General features: G+C 59.8%; 20 protein-coding genes and 1 pseudogene. 9 read left to right on the top strand and 12 right to left on the bottom strand.

All coding sequences use genetic code 11. The features are described from left to right. Positions 1-70: 70 nt before the first annotated feature. The gene (locus ACYZT8_RS16770) at positions 71-1,357 is read left to right on the top strand and encodes an NTP/NDP exchange transporter (RefSeq protein WP_461974334.1); all 1,287 of its coding nucleotides are present in this window, start codon (positions 71-73) and stop codon (positions 1,355-1,357) included. Next, positions 1,344-2,288 carry an aldo/keto reductase gene (locus ACYZT8_RS16765; protein ID WP_461974332.1) on the top strand — a complete coding sequence of 315 codons (945 nt, stop codon included), beginning with the start codon at positions 1,344-1,346 and terminating at the stop codon, positions 2,286-2,288. Before ACYZT8_RS16770 ends, ACYZT8_RS16765 begins: the two co-directional genes overlap by 14 nt. Before the next feature lie 3 nt (positions 2,289-2,291). Here ACYZT8_RS16765 and ACYZT8_RS16760 read toward each other — a convergent pair. Then, positions 2,292-2,483 (bottom strand): annotated as a pseudogene (locus tag ACYZT8_RS16760) (glutathione S-transferase family protein); the annotation flags it as partial. A 152-nt stretch (positions 2,484-2,635) separates the two neighbouring features. On the opposite strand from ACYZT8_RS16760, the gene ACYZT8_RS16755 reads away from it, so the two are divergent. Beyond that, positions 2,636-3,007, top strand: a complete 372-nt coding sequence (locus tag ACYZT8_RS16755; RefSeq protein ID WP_461954495.1) for a nuclear transport factor 2 family protein — start codon at positions 2,636-2,638, stop codon at positions 3,005-3,007. A gap of 47 nt (positions 3,008-3,054) precedes the next feature. Here the strand turns inward: ACYZT8_RS16755 and ACYZT8_RS16750 are convergent, their stop codons facing one another. Next, on the bottom strand, positions 3,055-4,446 hold the full coding sequence (locus ACYZT8_RS16750) for an aldehyde dehydrogenase family protein (protein WP_461974330.1): 1,392 nt from the start codon (positions 4,444-4,446) through the stop codon (positions 3,055-3,057). 100 nt (positions 4,447-4,546) lie between these two features. Here ACYZT8_RS16750 and ptrR point away from each other — a divergent pair, with 100 nt between their 5' ends. Beyond that, the gene (gene ptrR, locus ACYZT8_RS16745; protein ID WP_461974329.1) at positions 4,547-5,425 is read left to right on the top strand and encodes a putrescine utilization regulator PtrR; all 879 of its coding nucleotides are present in this window, start codon (positions 4,547-4,549) and stop codon (positions 5,423-5,425) included. A 65-nt stretch (positions 5,426-5,490) separates the two neighbouring features. On the opposite strand, the gene ACYZT8_RS16740 is transcribed toward ptrR, so the two are convergent. Next, positions 5,491-6,426, bottom strand: a complete 936-nt coding sequence (locus ACYZT8_RS16740) for a LysR family transcriptional regulator (protein ID WP_461974328.1) — start codon at positions 6,424-6,426, stop codon at positions 5,491-5,493. A 146-nt stretch (positions 6,427-6,572) separates the two neighbouring features. On the opposite strand from ACYZT8_RS16740, the gene ACYZT8_RS16735 reads away from it, so the two are divergent. Then, a complete protein-coding gene (locus ACYZT8_RS16735) occupies positions 6,573-7,874 on the top strand; it encodes an NAD(P)/FAD-dependent oxidoreductase (RefSeq protein WP_461974326.1) in 1,302 nt (433 codons plus the stop codon). Positions 7,875-7,912: 38 nt separating this feature from the next. Beyond that, positions 7,913-9,001 (top strand): polyamine ABC transporter substrate-binding protein, encoded by a 1,089-nt coding sequence (locus tag ACYZT8_RS16730; protein ID WP_461974324.1) that lies wholly within the window; start codon positions 7,913-7,915, stop codon positions 8,999-9,001. Positions 9,002-9,047: 46 nt separating this feature from the next. Here ACYZT8_RS16730 and msrA read toward each other — a convergent pair whose 3' ends face one another. The 6 genes from msrA to ACYZT8_RS16700 all read right to left on the bottom strand — a co-directional run bounded on the left by msrA (position 9,048) and on the right by ACYZT8_RS16700 (position 13,096). Continuing rightward, positions 9,048-9,554 (bottom strand): peptide-methionine (S)-S-oxide reductase MsrA, encoded by a 507-nt coding sequence (msrA, locus tag ACYZT8_RS16725; protein ID WP_461954488.1) that lies wholly within the window; start codon positions 9,552-9,554, stop codon positions 9,048-9,050. A gap of 3 nt (positions 9,555-9,557) precedes the next feature. Continuing rightward, a complete protein-coding gene (locus tag ACYZT8_RS16720) occupies positions 9,558-10,022 on the bottom strand; it encodes a MarR family winged helix-turn-helix transcriptional regulator (protein WP_461974322.1) in 465 nt (154 codons plus the stop codon). A gap of 144 nt (positions 10,023-10,166) precedes the next feature. Then, positions 10,167-10,619, bottom strand: coding sequence for an Ohr family peroxiredoxin (locus ACYZT8_RS16715; RefSeq protein WP_461974320.1), 453 nt, complete (start codon positions 10,617-10,619; stop codon positions 10,167-10,169). Positions 10,620-10,730: 111 nt separating this feature from the next. Continuing rightward, positions 10,731-11,183: an Ohr family peroxiredoxin gene (locus ACYZT8_RS16710; protein WP_461974318.1), complete on the bottom strand. Its 453-nt coding sequence runs from the start codon at positions 11,181-11,183 to the stop codon at positions 10,731-10,733. 538 nt (positions 11,184-11,721) lie between these two features. Next, positions 11,722-12,141 (bottom strand): organic hydroperoxide resistance protein, encoded by a 420-nt coding sequence (locus tag ACYZT8_RS16705; RefSeq protein ID WP_461974316.1) that lies wholly within the window; start codon positions 12,139-12,141, stop codon positions 11,722-11,724. Positions 12,142-12,313: 172 nt separating this feature from the next. Beyond that, positions 12,314-13,096 (bottom strand): SDR family NAD(P)-dependent oxidoreductase, encoded by a 783-nt coding sequence (locus ACYZT8_RS16700; protein WP_461974314.1) that lies wholly within the window; start codon positions 13,094-13,096, stop codon positions 12,314-12,316. Positions 13,097-13,302: 206 nt separating this feature from the next. Between ACYZT8_RS16700 and ACYZT8_RS16695 the strand changes: the two genes are divergently transcribed. Continuing rightward, positions 13,303-13,752: a winged helix-turn-helix transcriptional regulator gene (locus ACYZT8_RS16695; protein WP_461974312.1), complete on the top strand. Its 450-nt coding sequence runs from the start codon at positions 13,303-13,305 to the stop codon at positions 13,750-13,752. A gap of 144 nt (positions 13,753-13,896) precedes the next feature. Beyond that, positions 13,897-14,349 carry a cupin domain-containing protein gene (locus tag ACYZT8_RS16690; protein ID WP_461974310.1) on the top strand — a complete coding sequence of 151 codons (453 nt, stop codon included), beginning with the start codon at positions 13,897-13,899 and terminating at the stop codon, positions 14,347-14,349. Positions 14,350-14,386: 37 nt separating this feature from the next. On the opposite strand, the gene ACYZT8_RS16685 is transcribed toward ACYZT8_RS16690, so the two are convergent. Continuing rightward, positions 14,387-15,526 (bottom strand): DmpA family aminopeptidase, encoded by a 1,140-nt coding sequence (locus ACYZT8_RS16685; protein ID WP_461974308.1) that lies wholly within the window; start codon positions 15,524-15,526, stop codon positions 14,387-14,389. 197 nt (positions 15,527-15,723) lie between these two features. After that, complete coding sequence (locus ACYZT8_RS16680; protein ID WP_461974306.1) at positions 15,724-16,827, bottom strand: polyamine ABC transporter substrate-binding protein; 1,104 nt, start codon at positions 16,825-16,827, stop codon at positions 15,724-15,726. 111 nt (positions 16,828-16,938) lie between these two features. Here ACYZT8_RS16680 and ACYZT8_RS16675 point away from each other — a divergent pair, with 111 nt between their 5' ends. After that, positions 16,939-17,712, top strand: coding sequence for a helix-turn-helix transcriptional regulator (locus ACYZT8_RS16675; protein ID WP_461974304.1), 774 nt, complete (start codon positions 16,939-16,941; stop codon positions 17,710-17,712). A 143-nt stretch (positions 17,713-17,855) separates the two neighbouring features. Here the strand turns inward: ACYZT8_RS16675 and ACYZT8_RS16670 are convergent, their stop codons facing one another. Continuing rightward, positions 17,856-18,797, bottom strand: coding sequence for a class I SAM-dependent methyltransferase (locus ACYZT8_RS16670; RefSeq protein WP_461974302.1), 942 nt, complete (start codon positions 18,795-18,797; stop codon positions 17,856-17,858). Positions 18,798-18,834: the final 37 nt, after the last annotated feature.

The raw sequence follows: 18,834 nt of genomic DNA, 5'->3' as shown, positions 1-18,834 counted from the left end.
CGGGATTGGAGCCAGAGTTTAGTTCATCGGTAGCGGGGCATTCCGAGCCCGGCTACAGAGGAGGGCGTCCATGCCCATGGCTGCAAAGTGGCTCAATGTGCAACCCGGCGAAAGAACCGCCCTGATGCTCGGGTTCGCGTTCCATTTCTGCGTGCTGGCCGGTTATTACCTGGTGCGCCCGCTGCGCGATGCCTTGGGCCTTGAGGGCGGTGCCGACAAGTTGCAGTGGCTGTTCACGGCGACCTTTGTGGTGATGCTGCTGATGGTGCCGGTGTTTGGTGCGTTGGCCTCGCGGCTGCCGGCCACGCGTTTCGTGCCGTTGATCTATCGCGTGATCGCCGCGTCGATGCTGGTGTTTGGCGTGTTGATCGCCAACCACATCGCGCCGGTGGCTGTCGGGCGGGTGTTTTTCGTCTGGATCAGCATCTACAACCTGTTCATCGTCACGATTTTCTGGAGCGTGCTGGTTGATCGGTTTTCCAGCGAACAAGGACGGCGGTTGTTCGGCTTCATCGCTGCGGGTGGCACCCTGGGCACGTTCATCGGGCCGTTGCTGGCGGCGACCATGGCAACGCGTTTGGGCCCGGTGGCGTTGACCGTTGCGGCGGCGCTGCTGCTGGAAATCGCGGTGCGCTGCTATCGGGCGCTGCTGGCCCGGACCCGGTCGCAGTCCGGCAGCCGCTTGCTGGATGATCGGCGCATGGGCGGCAGCATGCTGGGCGGGATCACGCTGATTTTGCGCTCGCCTTATCTGCTGGGGCTGGTGCTATTCATGCTGCTGCACACCAGCGCTGCGACCTTGTTGTATTTCGAGCAGGGACGGATTGTGGCGGGTAGCTATGCTGATGTGGCCAGCCGGACGCAATTCTTCGCCGTGGTCGATTTGATCGTGTCGGCACTGACCTTGATCTTTCAACTGCTGCTGACGGCGCCGTTGATTCGTCTGGTCGGTGTAGGCGGGACGCTGGCGGCGTTGCCACTGGCGACCCTCGTGGCCTTTACCGCCATGGCCCTGGCGCCCGTGCCCGCCACCGTCGCCCTGGCGCAGGGGCTGCGTCGTGCGGTCGAGTTTGCCATCGTGCGTCCGGCGCGGGAGGTGTTGTGGACCGTGGTCAGCCGCGAGGAAAAGTACAAGGCCAAGAATGTGATCGAAACCCTGGTGTATCGCGGCGGAGATGCCGCCAGTGGCTGGTTGTCGGTCGGTTTGACGGCCTTGGGCGCGGGTTTTGGTCTGGTGGCGTTGCTGATCGTGCCGTTTGCCGGGCTGTGGGGCTGGTTATGCCTTTGGCTGGCCAGGCGCCAGGAACAAACGGCGGACAGCAAAACTGTGGAAGGGCAATTCCATGAGCCACACTGATCGGTACACGCGTCGCCAAATACTCACGCTGGCTGCCGGTGCTTCGGCGGTTTTCACCTTCGGCCCGGTCTTTGCTGAAACCACGCCGTCGAAGGAAACAGGAGGCAAGAACATGCAGACCCGCGCCATTCCTTCCAGCTCCGAACCATTGCCCATCGTCGGGTTGGGCACTTATCGCGGTTTTGATGTCGAGCTTTCGAGCCCCGCCTACAAACAGCTGCCCGCCGTTCTACGTGCATTGTTCGAGAAGGGTGGAACGGTGATCGACAGCTCGCCGATGTACGGCCGGGCCGAAGAGACGACCGGTGAATTGCTGTCGATTCATGAGCCGCGTTCGCCCGCATTCCTGGCCACCAAGGTCTGGACCCGGGGTCGCGAAGAAGGCATCGCGCAGATGGAACAGTCCTTCAAGTTGCTGCAAACCGATCGCATCGATCTGATGCAGATCCACAACCTGCTGGACTGGCAAACCCATCTGCCGACCTTGCGCAAATGGAAGGAAGAGGGGCGCATCCGCTACATCGGCATCACCCATTACACGGCCTCGGCGTATGACGAGGTGGAAGCGGTGCTCAAGGCCGAGCCACTGGATTTCTTGCAGATCAACTATGCGCTGGACGATCGTGGCGTCGAGAAACGCATCCTGCCGTTGTGTCGCGAGCGCGGCGTGGCGGTGATCTGCAATCGGCCGTTCGGTGGCGGCGACTTGCTCACCCGCTTGAAGGACAAACCCCTGCCACGCTGGGCGGCGGACGTGAGGGTCAACAGTTGGGCGCAAATGGCGCTGAAGTTCCTGCTGTCGCATTCCGCGGTGACCTGCGTGATTCCCGGCACCGGCAACCCGCGCTACATGGCGGAGAATGCCGGTGCCGGATTCGGGCCGATGCTGACCGGTGCACAGCGTGAGCAGTTGATCGATATTGTCGGTTAAGCCCTAGCGAAACCGTTCCGGGATGGCCTCGGCAAACGGATACATCGAGAAGTAGGGTTTGGCCTCGTCGAGGACCCGCTGGACTGACGGCCGGGTCATCAACCTCTCAAAATACGCGTTCAAGTGGCGGCAATCGTCGGGGATCGGTTGCAGAGTGCTGGCATAGAACAGCGCCGGGGTCGCCGCACAATCGCCAGGAGTACGAGGCCAGCGGATGGTAGTAAAGCGTCAGCGACATCTTTGAGCTCCTCCTGAAAAGTTGCCTTCATCAGCATAGCCGCCGCCCGAGAATGTCCGGGGCGCAGTGCTAGACTTTTGAGGTGGGATGAGTCTGTTGGAGGTATGACATGACGGCTCAATCGATGGACAAAGAGCACATCGGTGTTGTGGTGCGCAATTACGTGGAGGGCATGGTTTTCGCGGACGAAGCGTTGCTGCGGCAGGCTTTTCATCCTGCTTGTCGCATCATCGGTCACTATCAACAAGCACTGGAATGGTTATCGCTGGAGGACTTCATCAGCGCGATCAAGGCCGAAGGCCCGGCGGCCAAAGAGGTCGAACCGTTTTGGCAAACCGTTAGCGTTGACATAACGGGTGATGCCGCCGCCGTAAAAGTCATTGATGATTACGTCGGCATGCGCTTCACGGATTATCTATCGTTACTGAAAATCAATGAACGCTGGATGATTGTTAACAAGGTGTATTTTTTGAACGAGTAAAGCGTGGTGGCCCGGGAATCAAACGACTTCCGGGCCACTGGAGGCGATCAGCGACGATCCAGCCACACGGTCTGCGCGTTGCAGAACTCGCGTACCCCAAAGTGCGACAGCTCGCGGCCAAAACCGCTTTTCTTCACGCCGCCAAAGGTGACACGCGGGTCGCTGGCGCAGTAGCCATTGATGAACACGCCACCGGTTTCCAGTTCGCCGGCCATCTGCTGGGCACGTTCCACGTTGCCGGTGTAGATCGTCGCGGCGAGGCCGAATTCGCTGTCATTCGCCAGTTCCAGCGCATGGGCTGCATCGCGGGCGGTGATGATCGAGGCCACCGGGCCAAACAATTCCTGCTTGAACGAGGTCATCTGGTCGGTGACATCACCGAAGACAGTCAGCTCGTAGAAGTTGCCCAGGCCTTCAGCCTTCTTGCCGCCGAGCAATAACGTCGCGCCTTCTTCCAGGGTGTCGCGCACCTGTTGATCCAGTTCATCACGCAGGTCAAAGCGAGCCATCGGGCCAATGTACGTTTCGGTTGCCAGTGGATCGCCGACCACCAGTTTGCGCGTGGCTTCGACGAACTTGCGGGTGAACGCTTCGACAACGCCTTGCTCGACGATCAAGCGTTTGGCGGCTGCGCAGACTTGCCCGGTGTTTTGATAACGGCCAATCACAGCGGCTTTGACCGCTTCGTCGAGGTCGGCGTCGTTGAGCACGATGAAAGGATCCGAACCGCCCAGTTCCAGTACGCATTTCTTCAACGCCGCACCGGCCTGCGCGCCGATGGCCATGCCGGCGCGCACGCTGCCGGTGAGGGTGACTGCCGCAATGCGCGGATCAGCAATCGCTGTGGAAACACCTTCCGGCGTGACGTTGATGACCTCGAACACGCCTTCAGGGAAGTCGGCTTGCTTGAAGGCTTCTTGCAGCAGATAGGCGCTGCCCATCACGTTCGGCGCATGTTTGAGCACGTAGGTGTTGCCGGCAATCAGCGCAGGAACGGCGCCACGCAGGACCTGCCAGATCGGGAAATTCCACGGCATCACCGCGAGAACCGGGCCGAGCGGGCGATATTCGATGCGTGCTTTGCCACCCTCAACCAGGGTCGGCTCGGCGGTCAGCATGGCGGGGCCGTGTTCGGCGTACCACTCGCAGAGCTGCGCACATTTTTCAATTTCACCGCGTGCCTGAGTGATCGGCTTGCCCATTTCCAGGGTAATCATCTTCGCCATCGCTGCTGCGTTGTCACGCAATGCCTGAGCCAGGGCGATCAGGAGCTGTGAACGTTGCGCAACCGCGGTGCTGCGCCAGACGCGGTACCCGGCAGCGGCGCGGGACAGTGCGGCTTGCAGCGCCGAATCGGATTCAAAAGGGTAGTGGCCGATCTGCTCGCCGTTGGCGGGGTTGATCGAAATGGCGTGGGTGAGGCTGGAAACGTTGGTCATGGCACCGTCCTGCAAGGTGAGAATGCGCTCAGGTTACGGTGGCGTTTGTTTTCTGGAAACTGAATAATACTGAGCATATCGTTCACGTTTGGAGAATGACTTGGACCTGGTTCAGCTGGAAATTTTCAAAGCAGTGGCCGAACACGGCAGCATTAGCGTGGCCGCCCAGCACATCCATCGGGTGCCGTCGAACCTGACCACGCGGATCAAGCAACTGGAACAGGATCTCGGCGTGGACCTGTTTATCCGCGAGAAAAGCCGCCTGCGCCTGTCGCCGGCCGGTTGGAGTTTTCTGGATTACGCCCGGCGCATTCTCGACTTGGTGCAGGAAGCCCGGGCGACGGTGGCCGGTGAAGAACCCCAGGGCGCCTTTGCGCTGGGATCGCTGGAGAGTACCGCGGCGGTGCGCATCCCTGAGCTGCTTGCCGCCTATAACCAGAAGCACGCCAAGGTCGAGCTCGACCTGTCCACCGGACCTTCCGGGACCATGATCGACGGTGTGTTGTCGGGCCGACTGGCCGCTGCGTTTGTCGATGGACCGGTGCTGCACCCGGCATTGGAAGGCGTGCCGGCGTTCGAGGAAGAAATGGTGCTGATCGCGCCGCTCAACCATTCACCGATCTATCGCGCGCGGGACGTCAACGGCGAAAACATCTATGCCTTCCGCTCCAATTGCTCGTACCGACATCACTTCGAAAGCTGGTTCAGCAAGGACGCCGCGGTGCCCGGGAAAATCTTCGAAATGGAGTCCTATCACGGCATGCTGGCCTGCGTCAGCGCCGGTGCAGGCCTGGCGCTGATGCCGCGCAGCATGCTCGAAAGCATGCCGGGCTGCACCACGGTCAGCGTCTGGCCGTTGTCGCAATCCTTCCGGTATTTACGCACCTGGCTGGTGTGGCGCAGAGGGACGGTGTCGCAGAGCTTGACCATGTTTGTGAGGTTGCTGGAGGAGCGGGGCGTGGTGCAACAAGTAGCCTGAATCCCTGGATAAACACAAAAACACTGTGGGAGTGAGCCTGCTCGCGATAGCGGTCTGACAGGCACCTATTCTTTGACTGACACACCCTCATCGCCAGCAGGCTGGCTCCCACAGTCCTGTTCAGCCTGCCCGGCGAACCATTGCATAACCAGCGCACACGCCGGATGAGACGCCGCCGAAGGTTGCACGCACAGCGAATAGACGCCTCGGGTCTTCAACGGGCTGCCGAACGGAACGACCAGCACTCCGCGATCAATCGATTCCTGCGCCAGGGTCAGATCCGTCACCGCCACCCCAAGCCCTCGCGCCGCCGCATCAAGCGCCAACTCGTCGAGGTTGAAGGGGATGTGCCGATAGTCCCCCAGCGGCTTGCCTTCATTGGCAGCCAACCACTCAATCCAGGCTTGCTGGTCGGCCGAACGGTGCAGCAGCGGGAAGCGCACCAGATCCTCCATCGACGCCAGCGGCTGGGTGGCGCTGGCCAGGCCGGGCGCGCACACCGGCACCAGCGCTTCCTCGAACAGGGTCAGGCAGGTTGGATCGCTGGACGGTTCGGGTAGATAGAGAATGTAGGCGTCGCTGTCACTGGCCGGCTCGACGATCTCCGTCGCCACGGTTTCGATCGATAGGGAAATGTCCGGATGACAGCGATAAAAATCGCTCAATTTCGGCAGCAACCAGCGCACCGCAAGCGACACATGCATGCGGATGCGAAACGGGCGTTTCTGCGGAGACAGCCGATCCTCAAGGGTTTTCAGTTGTTCGAGAATACTGCGCGTGCTGGCCAATACCTGTTCGCCTTCCGGGGTCAGGCGAATGCTGCGGCTGCTCCTGATGAACATCGGCACGCCGAAATGACTTTCCAGCTGCTGTATTTGCCGGCTGACGGCGCTTTGGGTCAGGCAGAGTTTCTGCGCCGCTTGGGTAAAGCTGCCCGAATCAGCAACTTCCACCAGTGCCTGCATGGCTTGAAGGGAAGGGACGTGACGAATTTTATCCATGCGTTTTGTGAATAGCTCAATGAATTTATAACGTTGGTTGTATCACCGAAGACCTAATAGATTCTAGCGCTAGCAGCCGCCATCACAGATTGCCTATGCAATTACCGCATGCGCTGGCTAAGAATGACAGTCTAGGCAGGTGACGCATGAATAATGAATGTGGCTGGATCGCGCAAGCAGGAAGTGCTCCGGCACGCGAGCGTCTGATCGGTGCGCAAAAGGCTGATTGGCTGATCATCGGTGCCGGCATTACCGGCCTGAGTGCCGCCCATGCGCTGGCGCAAATGCACCCGCAGGCGCGCATCGTGGTGGTCGACCGGCAGCGCGCGGCGCAGGGCGCTTCGGCGCGTAATTCCGGATTTGTGGTGGCCCACGAACACCCCGCCAACGATGAATTGATTGGCAATTCCGGGTTTGCCGGGTTTGAAGTGGACACGACGATTTCACGTGCCGCCAGTGCGGAAGTGAGCAAGATGATTGCCGGTCATGGCATCGAGTGCGACTTCCGGGACTCGGGCTATTTCTTCGCCGTCAGCGATCCCGGCAAGTTGACCCACATTGACGAGAAGCTGCAAACCTTGCGAGCACTTGGCGCATCCGCAGAGTTTCTCGAAGGCGAGCAACTGAATCAAAAACTCGGCACCCGGCATTACCGCGCCGCGATCTGGTGCGGCAAGGGCAATGCGTTGCTGCAACCGGCGAAGTACGTAAAGGGTTTGCTGGAGGCGCTACCGGAGTCGGTCACTGTCTACGAAAACACCGACATCACCGGCCTTGAACGCCTGGGTAAAGGGCGCGTGCGGGCCAACGGCATCGATGGCAGCATCGAGGCCAGGCAGGTGCTGATCTGCCTCAACGCCTTCGTGCCGCGAGCCGGCATCCAGGACAGCGGCACCTTTGCCATGGAACTCAGCGCCAGCCTTACGCGACCGTTGAGTGACGAAGAATTTCGCAACATCGGCAGTGTCGAGCCATGGGGCGTGCTGTCCACCCGTCCGCTTGGCGCCACGGTGCGGCTGACTCCCGATCGTCGGGTAATGATCCGCAACACCGCGGAATACCGCTCGCGAGATTTGTCCGGCGATGAACTGGCGATCCGTCGCCAGCACCATGTCGTGGGTTTGCAGCGGCGTTTTCCGTGGCTGATCGAGCAGGATATCCAGCACACCTGGACCGGACACTTGAGCGCCTCGCGCTCCGGGCAGCCGTTTTTTTCCAGGGTGGAAGAGGGTGTATTTGCCGTGGCCGGCTGCAACGGTTCGGGCGTGGCGCGCGGCACTCTTTGGGGGCGACTGCTTGCCGAACTGGCGTCTGGTGTCGGCTCGCCCATCCTCGATTCCGTGATGGATCGAGCGCAGCCCGGCTGGCTCCCGCCGCGGCCCTTGCTCGACATTGGCGCGCTGTTTCGGATGCGCGTCGAAGCCGTCCGGGCCAGGACAGAAATCTAGATTCCGGTTATCACAAAAGAACAAAAAGGTGATTGAACATGCAGGTCAATACGATTTCCCTGATGGTTGCGCTCACGGCGTTTTCGGCGGCCACTCACGCGGCCGAAGAGGTCAATATTTCCAACTGGAACGGCTACATCGCCGACGACACCTTGGTCAACTTCACCAAGGAAACCGGGATCAAGGCGACGTACGACATTCACGACAGCAACGAAGTGCTGGAATCAAAACTGATGACTGGCAACACCGGTTATGACGTGGTCAGCCCTTCGAACCATTTTCTGTCGCGATTGATCAAGGCCGGCGCGATTCAGAAGCTGGACAGAAGCCAGCTGCCCAACTGGAAAAACCTCGATCCGGCGCTGATGAAAAAGCTCGAGGTCAACGACCCGGGCAACCAGTACGGCTACCCATACATGTGGGGCACGGCCGGTATTGGCTACAACGTCGAGAAAATCAAAGCGATCTTCGGCACCACCGATGTCACCCATTCCTGGAACCTGATTTTTGATGAGAACAACATCAAGAAGTTGAGTGAATGCGGTGTGGCGATTATCGATAACCCGACGCAAATCCTGCCGATCACCCTCAATTACCTGGGGCTGCCGCCCCATAGCCATGAGCCGGCCGATTACAAGAAAGCCGAGCAGGCGTTGCTCAAGATCCGGCCTTACATCCAGTATTTCCATGCGTCCAAGTACGTCAGCGACCTGGCCAACGGCAATATTTGCGCGGTGATCGGCTTCAACGGTGATGTGGTGCAAGCGGCGGCCAGCGCCAAGGAAGCCAAGAACGGCATCGAGATCGCCTATTCGATCCCGGACGAAGGCTCGACGCTGTGGCTGGACATGGTAGTCATGCCCAAGAGCGCGCCCCATGAAAAGGATGGCTACGCGTACATGAACTACCTGTTGAAGCCTGACGTCATCGCCAACATCAGCAACAGCATCCATTACGCCAACCCGAACCTGGCGGCGGACACGCTGGTGAATCCGGCGGTGAAACAGGACCTGGCGATCTACCCGCCGAAAAGCGTCATGGACAAGTTGTTCACCGTCGAAGACCTGCCCGCCGCGATTGCACGGCTGAGCACACGTCTGTGGACCAAGTTGAAAACCAACACCTGACGCAACGGTGCCTGGGTTCCATGGCTGGAACCCAGGCTTAACCGCGTCATGCGCGCTTCGGCAGTTTCCAGTTCGGCCGAATGAAATGACAGGTGTAACCGGTTGGCAGTCGTTCGAGGTAATCCTGATGCTCCGGTTCTGCCTCCCAGAACGGGCCGGCGGGCACGATTTCGGTCACGACCCGGCCGGGCCAGATTTTCGAGGCGTCCACATCGGCTGCGGTGTCCTCGGCCACTGCTTGCTGCTCTTCGTTCAGATAGAAAATCGCCGAACGGTAGCTGAGGCCGATGTCATTGCCCTGGCGATTGGCCGTCGACGGGTCGTGGATCTGGAAGAAAAACTCAAGGATCTGACGGTAGCTGGTGATCGCCGGATCAAACACGACCTCGATCGCTTCGGCATGAGTACCATGGTTGCGGTACGTCGCATTGGGCACATCGCCGCCGGAGTAACCGACGCGCGTCGACAGCACGCCTTTTTGTTTCCTTATCAGATCCTGCATGCCCCAGAAGCAGCCACCGGCCAGGATTGCGGTTTCAGTTTGCGTGGTCATCGCTTACTCCTCAGTGTTCATTGATTTGATCAGGTTATTGCGCAGGGTCACGATCGCCTTCTGCAGCAGCGTGAACTCGTCTTGCGTCAGGCCTGTCGCAGCGGCGAGGCCGTTTTCCGGTTGGTCTTCGCGCAACGCCTTGCCTTGTTTCGTCAGGTTGATGCGCACCTGGCGCTCGTCTTCAGGATCGCGCTGACGTTGCAGGAAGCCCATCGCTTCCAGTTTCTTCAGGATCGGCGTGAGCGTATTCGATTCAAGAAACAGCTTTTCGCCGAGGCTGCCGACGGTCTGATTATCCTGCTCCCACAGCGCAACGATGGTGATGTATTGCGTGTAGGTCAGGCCCAGGTGTTCGAGGATCGGCTTGTACGCCTTGCCGAACGCGAGGTTGGTTGAATAGACCGCAAAACACAGGAAGTCGGAGAGCTTCAGGTCGTCGGGTACCACGTTGTCGGTAGTGGATTTCATGTGTCGCCTCGTTCGTCAAAGACTGCTTTGTCGCGTGCGTGAAATATACCTCGTGTGCGATGGTGTCGTAAGTGCTCTAAGCCAGCACGTGATAAACGGCAAGGGCAGGTTCGACGTAGAGAGTCGAACCCGCCGCGCCGCGCATCACGCCGTGAGGACGTTCAAGCCCACGTCGATGTTGCCGCGCGTTGCCTTCGAGTACGGGCAGATCTGGTCGGCGGTGTGCGCCAGCGTCTTCGCAATGTCATCTGCCAGGCCGGGCACGCGCAGGGTCAAACGAGCTTGAAGGAAGTAATCCGCACCGGTCTGACCGACGTCAACTTCGATGTCGACGGACATGTCCGCCGGCAGCACCACGTTCAGATCATTGGCCACCAGCCCGACGGCGGCGGTGTAGCAGGCCGACCATGCCCCGGCGAACAGTTGCTCGGCGGCCGGATGCGGCTGGGTAGCGGCAAACACGTGCGCAGGCTGGGCGTTGCCGGGCGACGAGATGGCGATGTCGAGGCTGCCGTTATGGCCGCGCGAGGTGTTGCCGGTGCGGCTGGCGGTGGTGTGGGTTTTGCCGGTGGCCAGTACTTTTTCGATCTTGCTCATGGGTGATTACCTGAATTTTTCAATAGGGTTGTAATTCGTGTGCGCTTACATCGCATGCGACATATAAGGTGCTTCTACAGATGCAAAAGGGTACTAAAGCTTCCCGGTATTTCAGGCCGTGAGAACGTTCAGGGCCACGTCGATGTTGCCGCGTGTTGCTTTCGAGTACGGGCAGATCTGGTCTGCTGCGTGGGCGATTTCCGTCGCTACACCGTGATCCAGGCCTGGAGCGCGCAGCGTCAGGCGTGCCTGGAGGAAGTAAGCGTCGCCGGTCTGGCCCAGGTCGACTTCGATATCGACGGACAAATCGGCTGGAAGCTCAACGTTCCTTTGCTTGGCGGCGAGACCGACGGCGGCGATGTAGCAGGCCGACCATGCACCGGCGAACAATTGCTCGGCTTTCGGGTGCGGCTGGGTGCCTTCGAATTCATGGACTGGCTTGGTGTTGCCGGGCGACGAAAGCACGATGTCGAGGCTGCCGTTATGGCCGCGGGAAGTGGTGCCAGTGCTGCTCATGGTGGTATGGGTTTTGCCGGAGGCCAGGACTTTTTCGATCTTGCTCATGGGGTGAATCCTCAAAGGTGCATTAGGGCTTGTTTATATGTCGTGTACGTTTGTGTCGTATGCGATGTAAATAATACTCTCGCAGTCGCCAATCCAAGTCAAGAGGGGGAGTGGGGGCTTGGCGACGAATGGTCGAATGATTGGGGAGGTGGCATTGGCTCCCGATTCTGCGCAACGAAAAAGCCCGCACAAGGCGGGCTTTGGAATCGAGTAGGTGGCCAGCGCTGGTCTCTGGCTTACAAGGTTTATCAGGCCTCTGACAGAACAGTTTTGTGCTGTCCTGCTTCACACGGCATAAGGGCTGGACCTCACCTCGGAGATCTTTCTAACCGTGTACCCTTTGGAGCGCGCCCCACGCTTCCTCGCTATCCACTTGCGCATCAGTCTGCGTCTTCACCTACAGGTTTTAGAATAGCAAAGGCTGCGCAGCGCATACCGGGCTTTTTAGACCGATTTCATCCTTCCGGAAAAGTGGCAGGATGGAAAACTGCTATCGGGTACAGCCTGCTGGGAAAGCAGGCCGCATCAGGTGCCCGGATCAGATCAGATTGATCGTGACGTCGATGTTGCCACGGGTCGCTTTGGAGTACGGGCAGGTCTGGTGCGCGGCATCGACCAACGCTCTTGCAACATCAGGCTCCAGTCCCGGAAGGCTGACATTGAGGCGTGCCTGGAGGAAGAAGGCGTTTTCGGTCTTGCCCAGATCCACTTCGGTATCTACGGCGACATCGCTCGGCAAAGTGACCTTCAACGCGGCTGCCGCTTTGCCTATCGCACCGATGAAGCAGGCCGACCAACCTGCAGCCAGCAGTTGCTCGGGATTGGTGCCGGCGCCTGAAGAGCCAGGCGGGGAAAGCTTGATGTCCAGACGTCCATCATCGCTTCGCGACTCGCCGTCGCGGCCGCCGATGGTGTGGGTCTTGCCGGTATAAAGCACGGTGTCGATTTCATTGATCATGACGGGGTTCCTGCTAAAGGTTGGGGGCCTCACCCGTTCTGCCGCTGGTTTATGGACGACGGGGTGAGGTCCCCACTTTTTCACCTTTATGTAGTGCCTATGTGTCCTGATCCGGTGGTTGTGTAACGCTGTGTAAGATCGCTAGCGAAAATACACACCGATACAAATCCCGTTACGCCTGCCAGTTTTTTCTGTGAGCTGGTGCGCCCAGTGGCGAGCTGGTTGCACCGCCATCGACGACAATTTCCGCGCCTACGACGTTTGAAGAATCGCTGGAGGCGAGGAACAACGCCACGGTAGCAACTTCATGCGCTTCACCGATGCGCCCAAGCGGGATAGTGGTCTTGAGTTTTTCCTCCAGCGCATCCATTCCAACCTTGGCGGCGTGAGGGTTCCAGACCGGCGTGCGTGCAGCCCCGGGCGTAATTTGATTGACGCGAATGCCACGCGGGGCAAATTCTGCGGCCATCACTCGTGTCATGGAGCGAACGGCGCCTTTGGTGGCGGCGTAGGCGCTGTAAGCAGGCCAGCCCATATCGGCGTGCACCGACCCGTTCAAAATGATCGAAGCGCCCGGATTGAGGTGCGGTTCGGCTGCTTGCACGGTAAAAAATGTACCGGTGAGGTTGGTGTTGATGATGTTCTGGAACGTTTCCAGTGTGGTGCCGCCGACCGGGGTCAAACCCGCAATGCCGGCATTGGCGAATACGATATCCAGTTTGCCGAACACCGCGACGGCTTCGGCAACGGCGCGCTCGATCTCTTTCACGTCGGTCAGGTCTGCCTTGATCGCCAGCAGGTTTGGCCCCAGCGATTCGCGGGCTTCATCCAGGGTTTTTTGACTGCGACCGGTGATCGCGACTTTTGCGCCTTCAGCGATGAACAGTTTGGCGGTGGCCAGGCCAAGGCCGCTGTTGCCGCCGGTGATGAATGCAGTTTTTCCAGCCAGTTTCATTGGGAATCTCCTACGGTTTTATCATGCAACCATTGAGGGCGAAATCACTGTGCGTTTGGCACAGGGAATCACTCGAAATCGGACTATCGGTTTCATGATGAAACCAATGGAAGTGATTTTTACCAGCGTTGGTTGTATTATGCAACCACTTGCCATCTGACTAATTAGCGTCAGCGTTGGCACCCTTTTGTTGGAGGTTCGGTTACGTGAAGCGCAAAAGTTTGCAGGGCAGTCCCTGCCCGATTGCTCGATCCCTGGATCTCATTGGCGACTGGTGGTCCTTGCTGATCATTCGTGAGGCGCTCTCAGGCTCGAAGCGTTTCAGTGATTTTCAGAAAAGCCTGAACGTCGCGAAGAACATTTTGAGCACCCGCCTCAAGGGCCTGGTGGCAGAAGGCGTGATGCGCCTGGAACCGGCCGCTGACGGCAGTATTTACAAGGAATATGTGCTGACGGAAAAGGGCAGGGCCTTGCAGACCGTCCTCATTGCCCTCTCGCAGTGGGGCAACGAGTTTTTGTACGAGCCCGGCGAAGCGGGATCCGTGATGGTCGATGCAAAGGATCGTCAGCCGATCCAGAAACTGCAGTTGGTTTCAACGGATGGACGACGCCTCCAACCAGAAGACATCGTGACCAAATTGGGCGTACCGCACTGACGTGCCTGCGCGTTGTATCCGAACGTATCCCCAGCGCCAGTAGTTACCTGGGCATACAAAACCATGCTTTTTTCGACACCTGCGCGATACACAGCGACCTCCTAATGAAGCCACCGCAACCGCGGCATTCATTGGAGAATTGCGATGTCCCGTATCAAATCCCGTCACACCGCAGGCCTGCTCGGCATCGCCCTGGCTGCCGCTGTATCACTCAACGCATTCGCGGCTGAAGAAGTGAAAGCGCCCGCGCAAGCCACTCCGGCAAAAAGCTGGCAGACAGGCCTTCACCGTACGGACCTGGTGCGCCAGGACCTCGACATCTCCAAGGGTGAGGTGATTCAGGTTCGTGTCGATTTCGACCCGGGCGTCACATCCCCCAAGCATTCCCATCCTGGGGTGGAAGTCGCCTACGTCATCTCGGGTACGTTTGAGTATCAGCTCGAAGGGCGGGCGCCAGTGACACTCAAAGCCGGCGACTCCTTGTACATCCCAGCAGGCACTGCGCACGTGGCGAAGAACGTCGGTGACGGCAAAGCCTCTGAGCTGGCGACCTACCTCGTGAAAAAAGATACGCCGCTGTTGATCCTGGAAAAGTAAGCGATAGCCGCCCGATGCAGTGCATCGGGCGTCATCGTTAAACAGCGTCTTCAGATCCCGACTGTTCCCCAGGCCAACCGGCCTGGCGCAATGCCTTGAGCAGTGTTTTCGCGTCCAGTCCCGGCACGGTGTGGCCGTTACCTTCAGTCGTGTCAGCGGCCAGCAGGGCGTTGATGATCGCTTCCTCCACCGCTTCAGTCGCGGCCAGAAACAACTCGCTGATGTGGTCGTTGTTGACCATGCTCAGGTTGTCGCAGGTGGGCGCACCTTTGCCTTCATAAGCGGCCGGTGGCACGTGTTGATTGCCGGTGGCGAAGGCGATGAAAATGTCGCCGCTGTGGTCTTCGTTGCCGCCGCCGGTACGGGCGAGCCCGAGGCTGGCACGCTGCGCGAGGCGCGTGCATTGATGCGGCAGCAGCGGCGCATCGGTGGCCAGGCAAACGACGATTGAGCCCATCCCCGGATACGGCAGCGATGCCCGGAGGAACGGTGAATCAGCCTGTTCCATATAGCGCCCGACCGGGTAACCATCGACGCGCAGTTCGTTGCGAATGCCATGGTTGGCCTGGACGATGGCGCCGACGGTCCAGCCGCCCTGAGCCTTGCTTAATTGGCGCGAAGACGTGCCGATGCCTCCCTTGAATTCGTGACAGATCATCCCGCTGCCACCGCCCACCGCGCCTTCCTTCACCGGTCCGCCTGCGGCATTGCGCTGGGCCTCGGCCACATGCTCGGGCTTCACATGAAAGCCGTTGATGTCGCTGAGCAGGCCGTCGAAGGTCTCCAGCACCACCGGCATGTTCCAGTAAAGTCGCCCATCATCGGGCTGGGCCTGACGATCCAGGGCGATCAGCGCATCACGCACCACGCCCAGGCTGTGGGTGTTGGTGAAGGCAATCGGGCTGGTCAGCAGCCCGGCTTCACGAATCCACTCAAGGCCGGTGGCGTCGCCGTTGCCGTTGAGCACATGGACACCGGCGAAACACGGTTGCTGATTGGTAGACCCGGCACGCGGTTCGATCAGGGTCACTCCGGTGAAAATGTCGCGGCCACTGGCGGTGCGGCCGCGCACATCGCTGTGGCCGACGCGCACGCCGGGCACATCGGTGATGGCGTTAAGGGGGCCGGGTTGCAGTTGGCCGAACTGGATGTTCAAGTCGCGGGCACGTGGTTTCATCGTTTTTCTCATCTTCAATGCATTCAAAAAATGCGTGGCTGACGCGATCCCTGTAGCAGCTGGCGAAGCCTGCGTTCGGCTGCGCAGCAGTCTTAGAGCCGGCTTGCTCGGTTCGCCTGACATACCGAGTGTTCTGAAAATACAACTGCTTCGCAGCCGAACGCAGGCTTCGCCAGCTGCTACAGGTCTCGCTGGGATTACTGACCGTTTTTCACTTTGCTCCAGATCCGCGTGCGCACCCGTTCGGTGGCCGGCGGCAAGGGCTGAAGGGTGAATAACGTGGCTAGCGCCTCGGCCGACGGGTAAACCGCCGGGTTGTTGCGGGTCGCTTCGGCCACCAGCGGCGTCGCGCTGCGATTGCCGTTGGGGTAGGACAGGTAATCACTGACAGGGGCGATGACGTCGGGGCGCATCAGGTAGTCGATGAAGGCCAGGCCTTGCTCCGGATGCGGTGCGTCCTTGAGCAACACCAGCGTATCGAACCAGACCGGCGCACCTTCCTTCGGCAGGCTGTAAGCGATCTTCACGCCGTTGTTGGCCTGCTCGGCATTTTTCCTGGCTTCGAGCATCGCGCCGGACCATCCCACCGCTACGCAAATATTGCCGTTGGCCAGGTCGCTGATGAACTTTGAGGAGTTGAAGTAGGCAATGTGCGGACGCAGTTTGAGCAGCAGCGCTTCGGCCTTTTTGTAGTCTTCGGGATTGGTGCTGTTCGGTGGCAAGCCCAGGTAGTGCAGGGCGACCGGCAGCATTTCCGCTGGCGAGTCGAGCATCGCCACACCGCACTGGCCGAGCTTGGCCAGGTTCTGTTCGTTGAACACCAGGTCCCAGGAATCCACCGGCGCCTTGTCACCCAGGGCGGCGCGGACCTTGTCGATGTTGTAGCCGATGCCATTAGTGCCCCACAGATACGGCACGGCGTACTGGTTGCCCGGATCGTTGTTGGCCAGTTTCGCCAGCAGATCGGTGTCCATGTTCTTGAAGTCCGGCATCTGTGCGCGGGGCAGTGGTGCCAGGGCACCGGCCTTGATCAGGGTCGGCAGGCTGAAGTTGCTCGCCACCACCACGTCGTACCCACTGCGGCTGGTCAGCAGTTTGCCTTCCAGTACTTCGGCGCTGTCGAAGGTGTCGTAAACCGGCTCGATACCCGTGTCGAGCTTGAAGTCGTGGAGGGTGTTGGGGCCGATGTAGTCATACCAGTTATAGACATGAACCGTGGGACCCTCGGCAGCAATCGCCGACAGCGAAACGCACAAACAAGCGCTCAGTCCAAGATTGATCTGGTTACGGGGACGACTCATGATGCGGCACTCCTGGCCTGCTGCAGGCCGGTGATGAACAGGTGCTTGCAGCGTATCGGCAGGCGGGGTACTCACCCATTCCCATCATGGGTTACTCGAAAGGGGTAGTGCGTGGACGCGTTGTTGAAAGAGTTGCCGCTGCACCAGGGGCTGGCGCGAGTATTTGGCGCGTTGGGTCAGGACGGTTTCTGGCGGGCGCTGGTCGACACGCTGCGGCTGCTGGTGCCGCTGGACAACGCGTTGGTCGCGGTTATAAAGGCGGGGCGAGTGCCGCGCTTGCTGATCGACTTCGACTCAAAAGGTGGTGCCACCGAGCACGATGAACTGGCGGACTACAGCGCCGGGATGTACCTGCTCGATCCGTTTTACCAGGCGGCTTGCGCCGGCATTGCCGATGGCTTGCACAGCCTCGATTCGCTGGCCCCCGACCAGTTTCAGCAGAGCGAGTATTACCTGAGCTACTTCCGTTCGGTGGTGGGCGGTGACGAGTTGCAGTTCATGGTCAACATCGACGGCGCCGTGCTCGGTTTATCCCTGGGGCGCTCGACGCGGTTCACCCTCGAAGAGCAGGGTCGTCTGCTGTGCGTGCGGGATTGGGTGCTGGCGGCGACGCGCCGACACCTGCAATTGATGCCGCCGGAGGGCGCGACGGCCGAGCCGGTAGCCGGCGATCTGGCGACCCTGCTGGATCGCTTCGACGCGCGCTTGTCCGTGCGGGAAGTCGAAACGGCGCGACTGATTCTCCAGGGCTTCTCCAGCAAAGCCATCGCCCAGCAAATGGGTATTTCCCCGGAGACGGTGAAAGTGCATCGACGCAATCTCTATCACAAGCTCAACGTGAACGGTCACGGCGAGCTGTTTGCGCTGGTGTTGCAGCCGCGTTAGCCCAAACAGTGGCCTCACCCCAATCCCCTGTAGGAGCGAGCCTGCTCGCGATAGCGGTTCATCATTCAACGCGGATATCGACTGACCCACCGCCATCGTCGGAACGCCGCCCGGAGCAGGCTCGCTCCCACAAAAAGCAGCACTCAATCGCCGAGTGTGAACACCAACGCCTTCAACCCGCATTCAACATCGGCATCCGGAAACTCCGGCGGATTCTCCAGCCGTTGCTCAAACCGCAACGCCGGCGCTTCACGCATCACGCCATCAATGAGAAAGTCCGCCCCGAACGCCGGATCATTCATGCACGCCAGCACCGTACCCTCAGGACTGAGCAACTCCGGCAGCCGACGCAACACGCGCTGGTAATCCTTGGTCAGCAGAAAACTGCCTTTCTGAAAGGACGGCGGGTCGATGATCACCAAGTCGTAAGGCCCCTTGCCGATCACCTTGCCCCAGGACTTGAACAAGTCGTGGCCGAGAAAACTCACCTTGCTCATGTCGTGGCCGTTGAGCCGATGGTTGTCGCGACCACGGTTCAGGGCCGGGCTCGACATGTCCAGATTGACCACGTGCTCGGCGCCACCCTCGATGGCGGCGACCGAAAAGCCGCAGGTGTAGGCGAACAGATTCAACACGCGCTTGCCATCGGCATTCGCCCGCACCCAATCACGGCCATAACGCATGTCGAGGAACAACCCGGTGTTCTGCTTGCGGCCCAGGTCCACGCGATAAAGCAAGCCGCCCTCGGTGATGTTCATGTCCTCGATCACTTCCCCGATCAACCATTCGGTAGTGCTTTGCAGCAGATAACGATGCTGCAGTGCCAGGGTGTGTGCGCCAGATTGTGTCCACTCGGGTGACCGGGTGATCTCCATCAGCCGCTGTTTCAACGCATCCAGCTGCGCCGCTTCCGGTTCCTTGAACAGCGACACCAGCACCACGCCCTGCAGCCAGTCGACGGTTAACTGCTCCAGCCCCGGCCAGCATCGTCCGCGGCCGTGGAACAGGCGGCGGGTTTCTGCGGGGGCCGTTGCCAGGGCGGTCAGCAGATGGTCGTGGAGGGTCGTGAGCGCTTCTGAATTCATCGGGTCGGGTCGGCGATTTGAGGGGGCGGCATTTTAC

The sequence above is a fragment of the Pseudomonas sp. LB3P93 genome (assembly GCF_054898025.1).
This window is presented reverse-complemented; position numbering and strand designations above follow the sequence as displayed.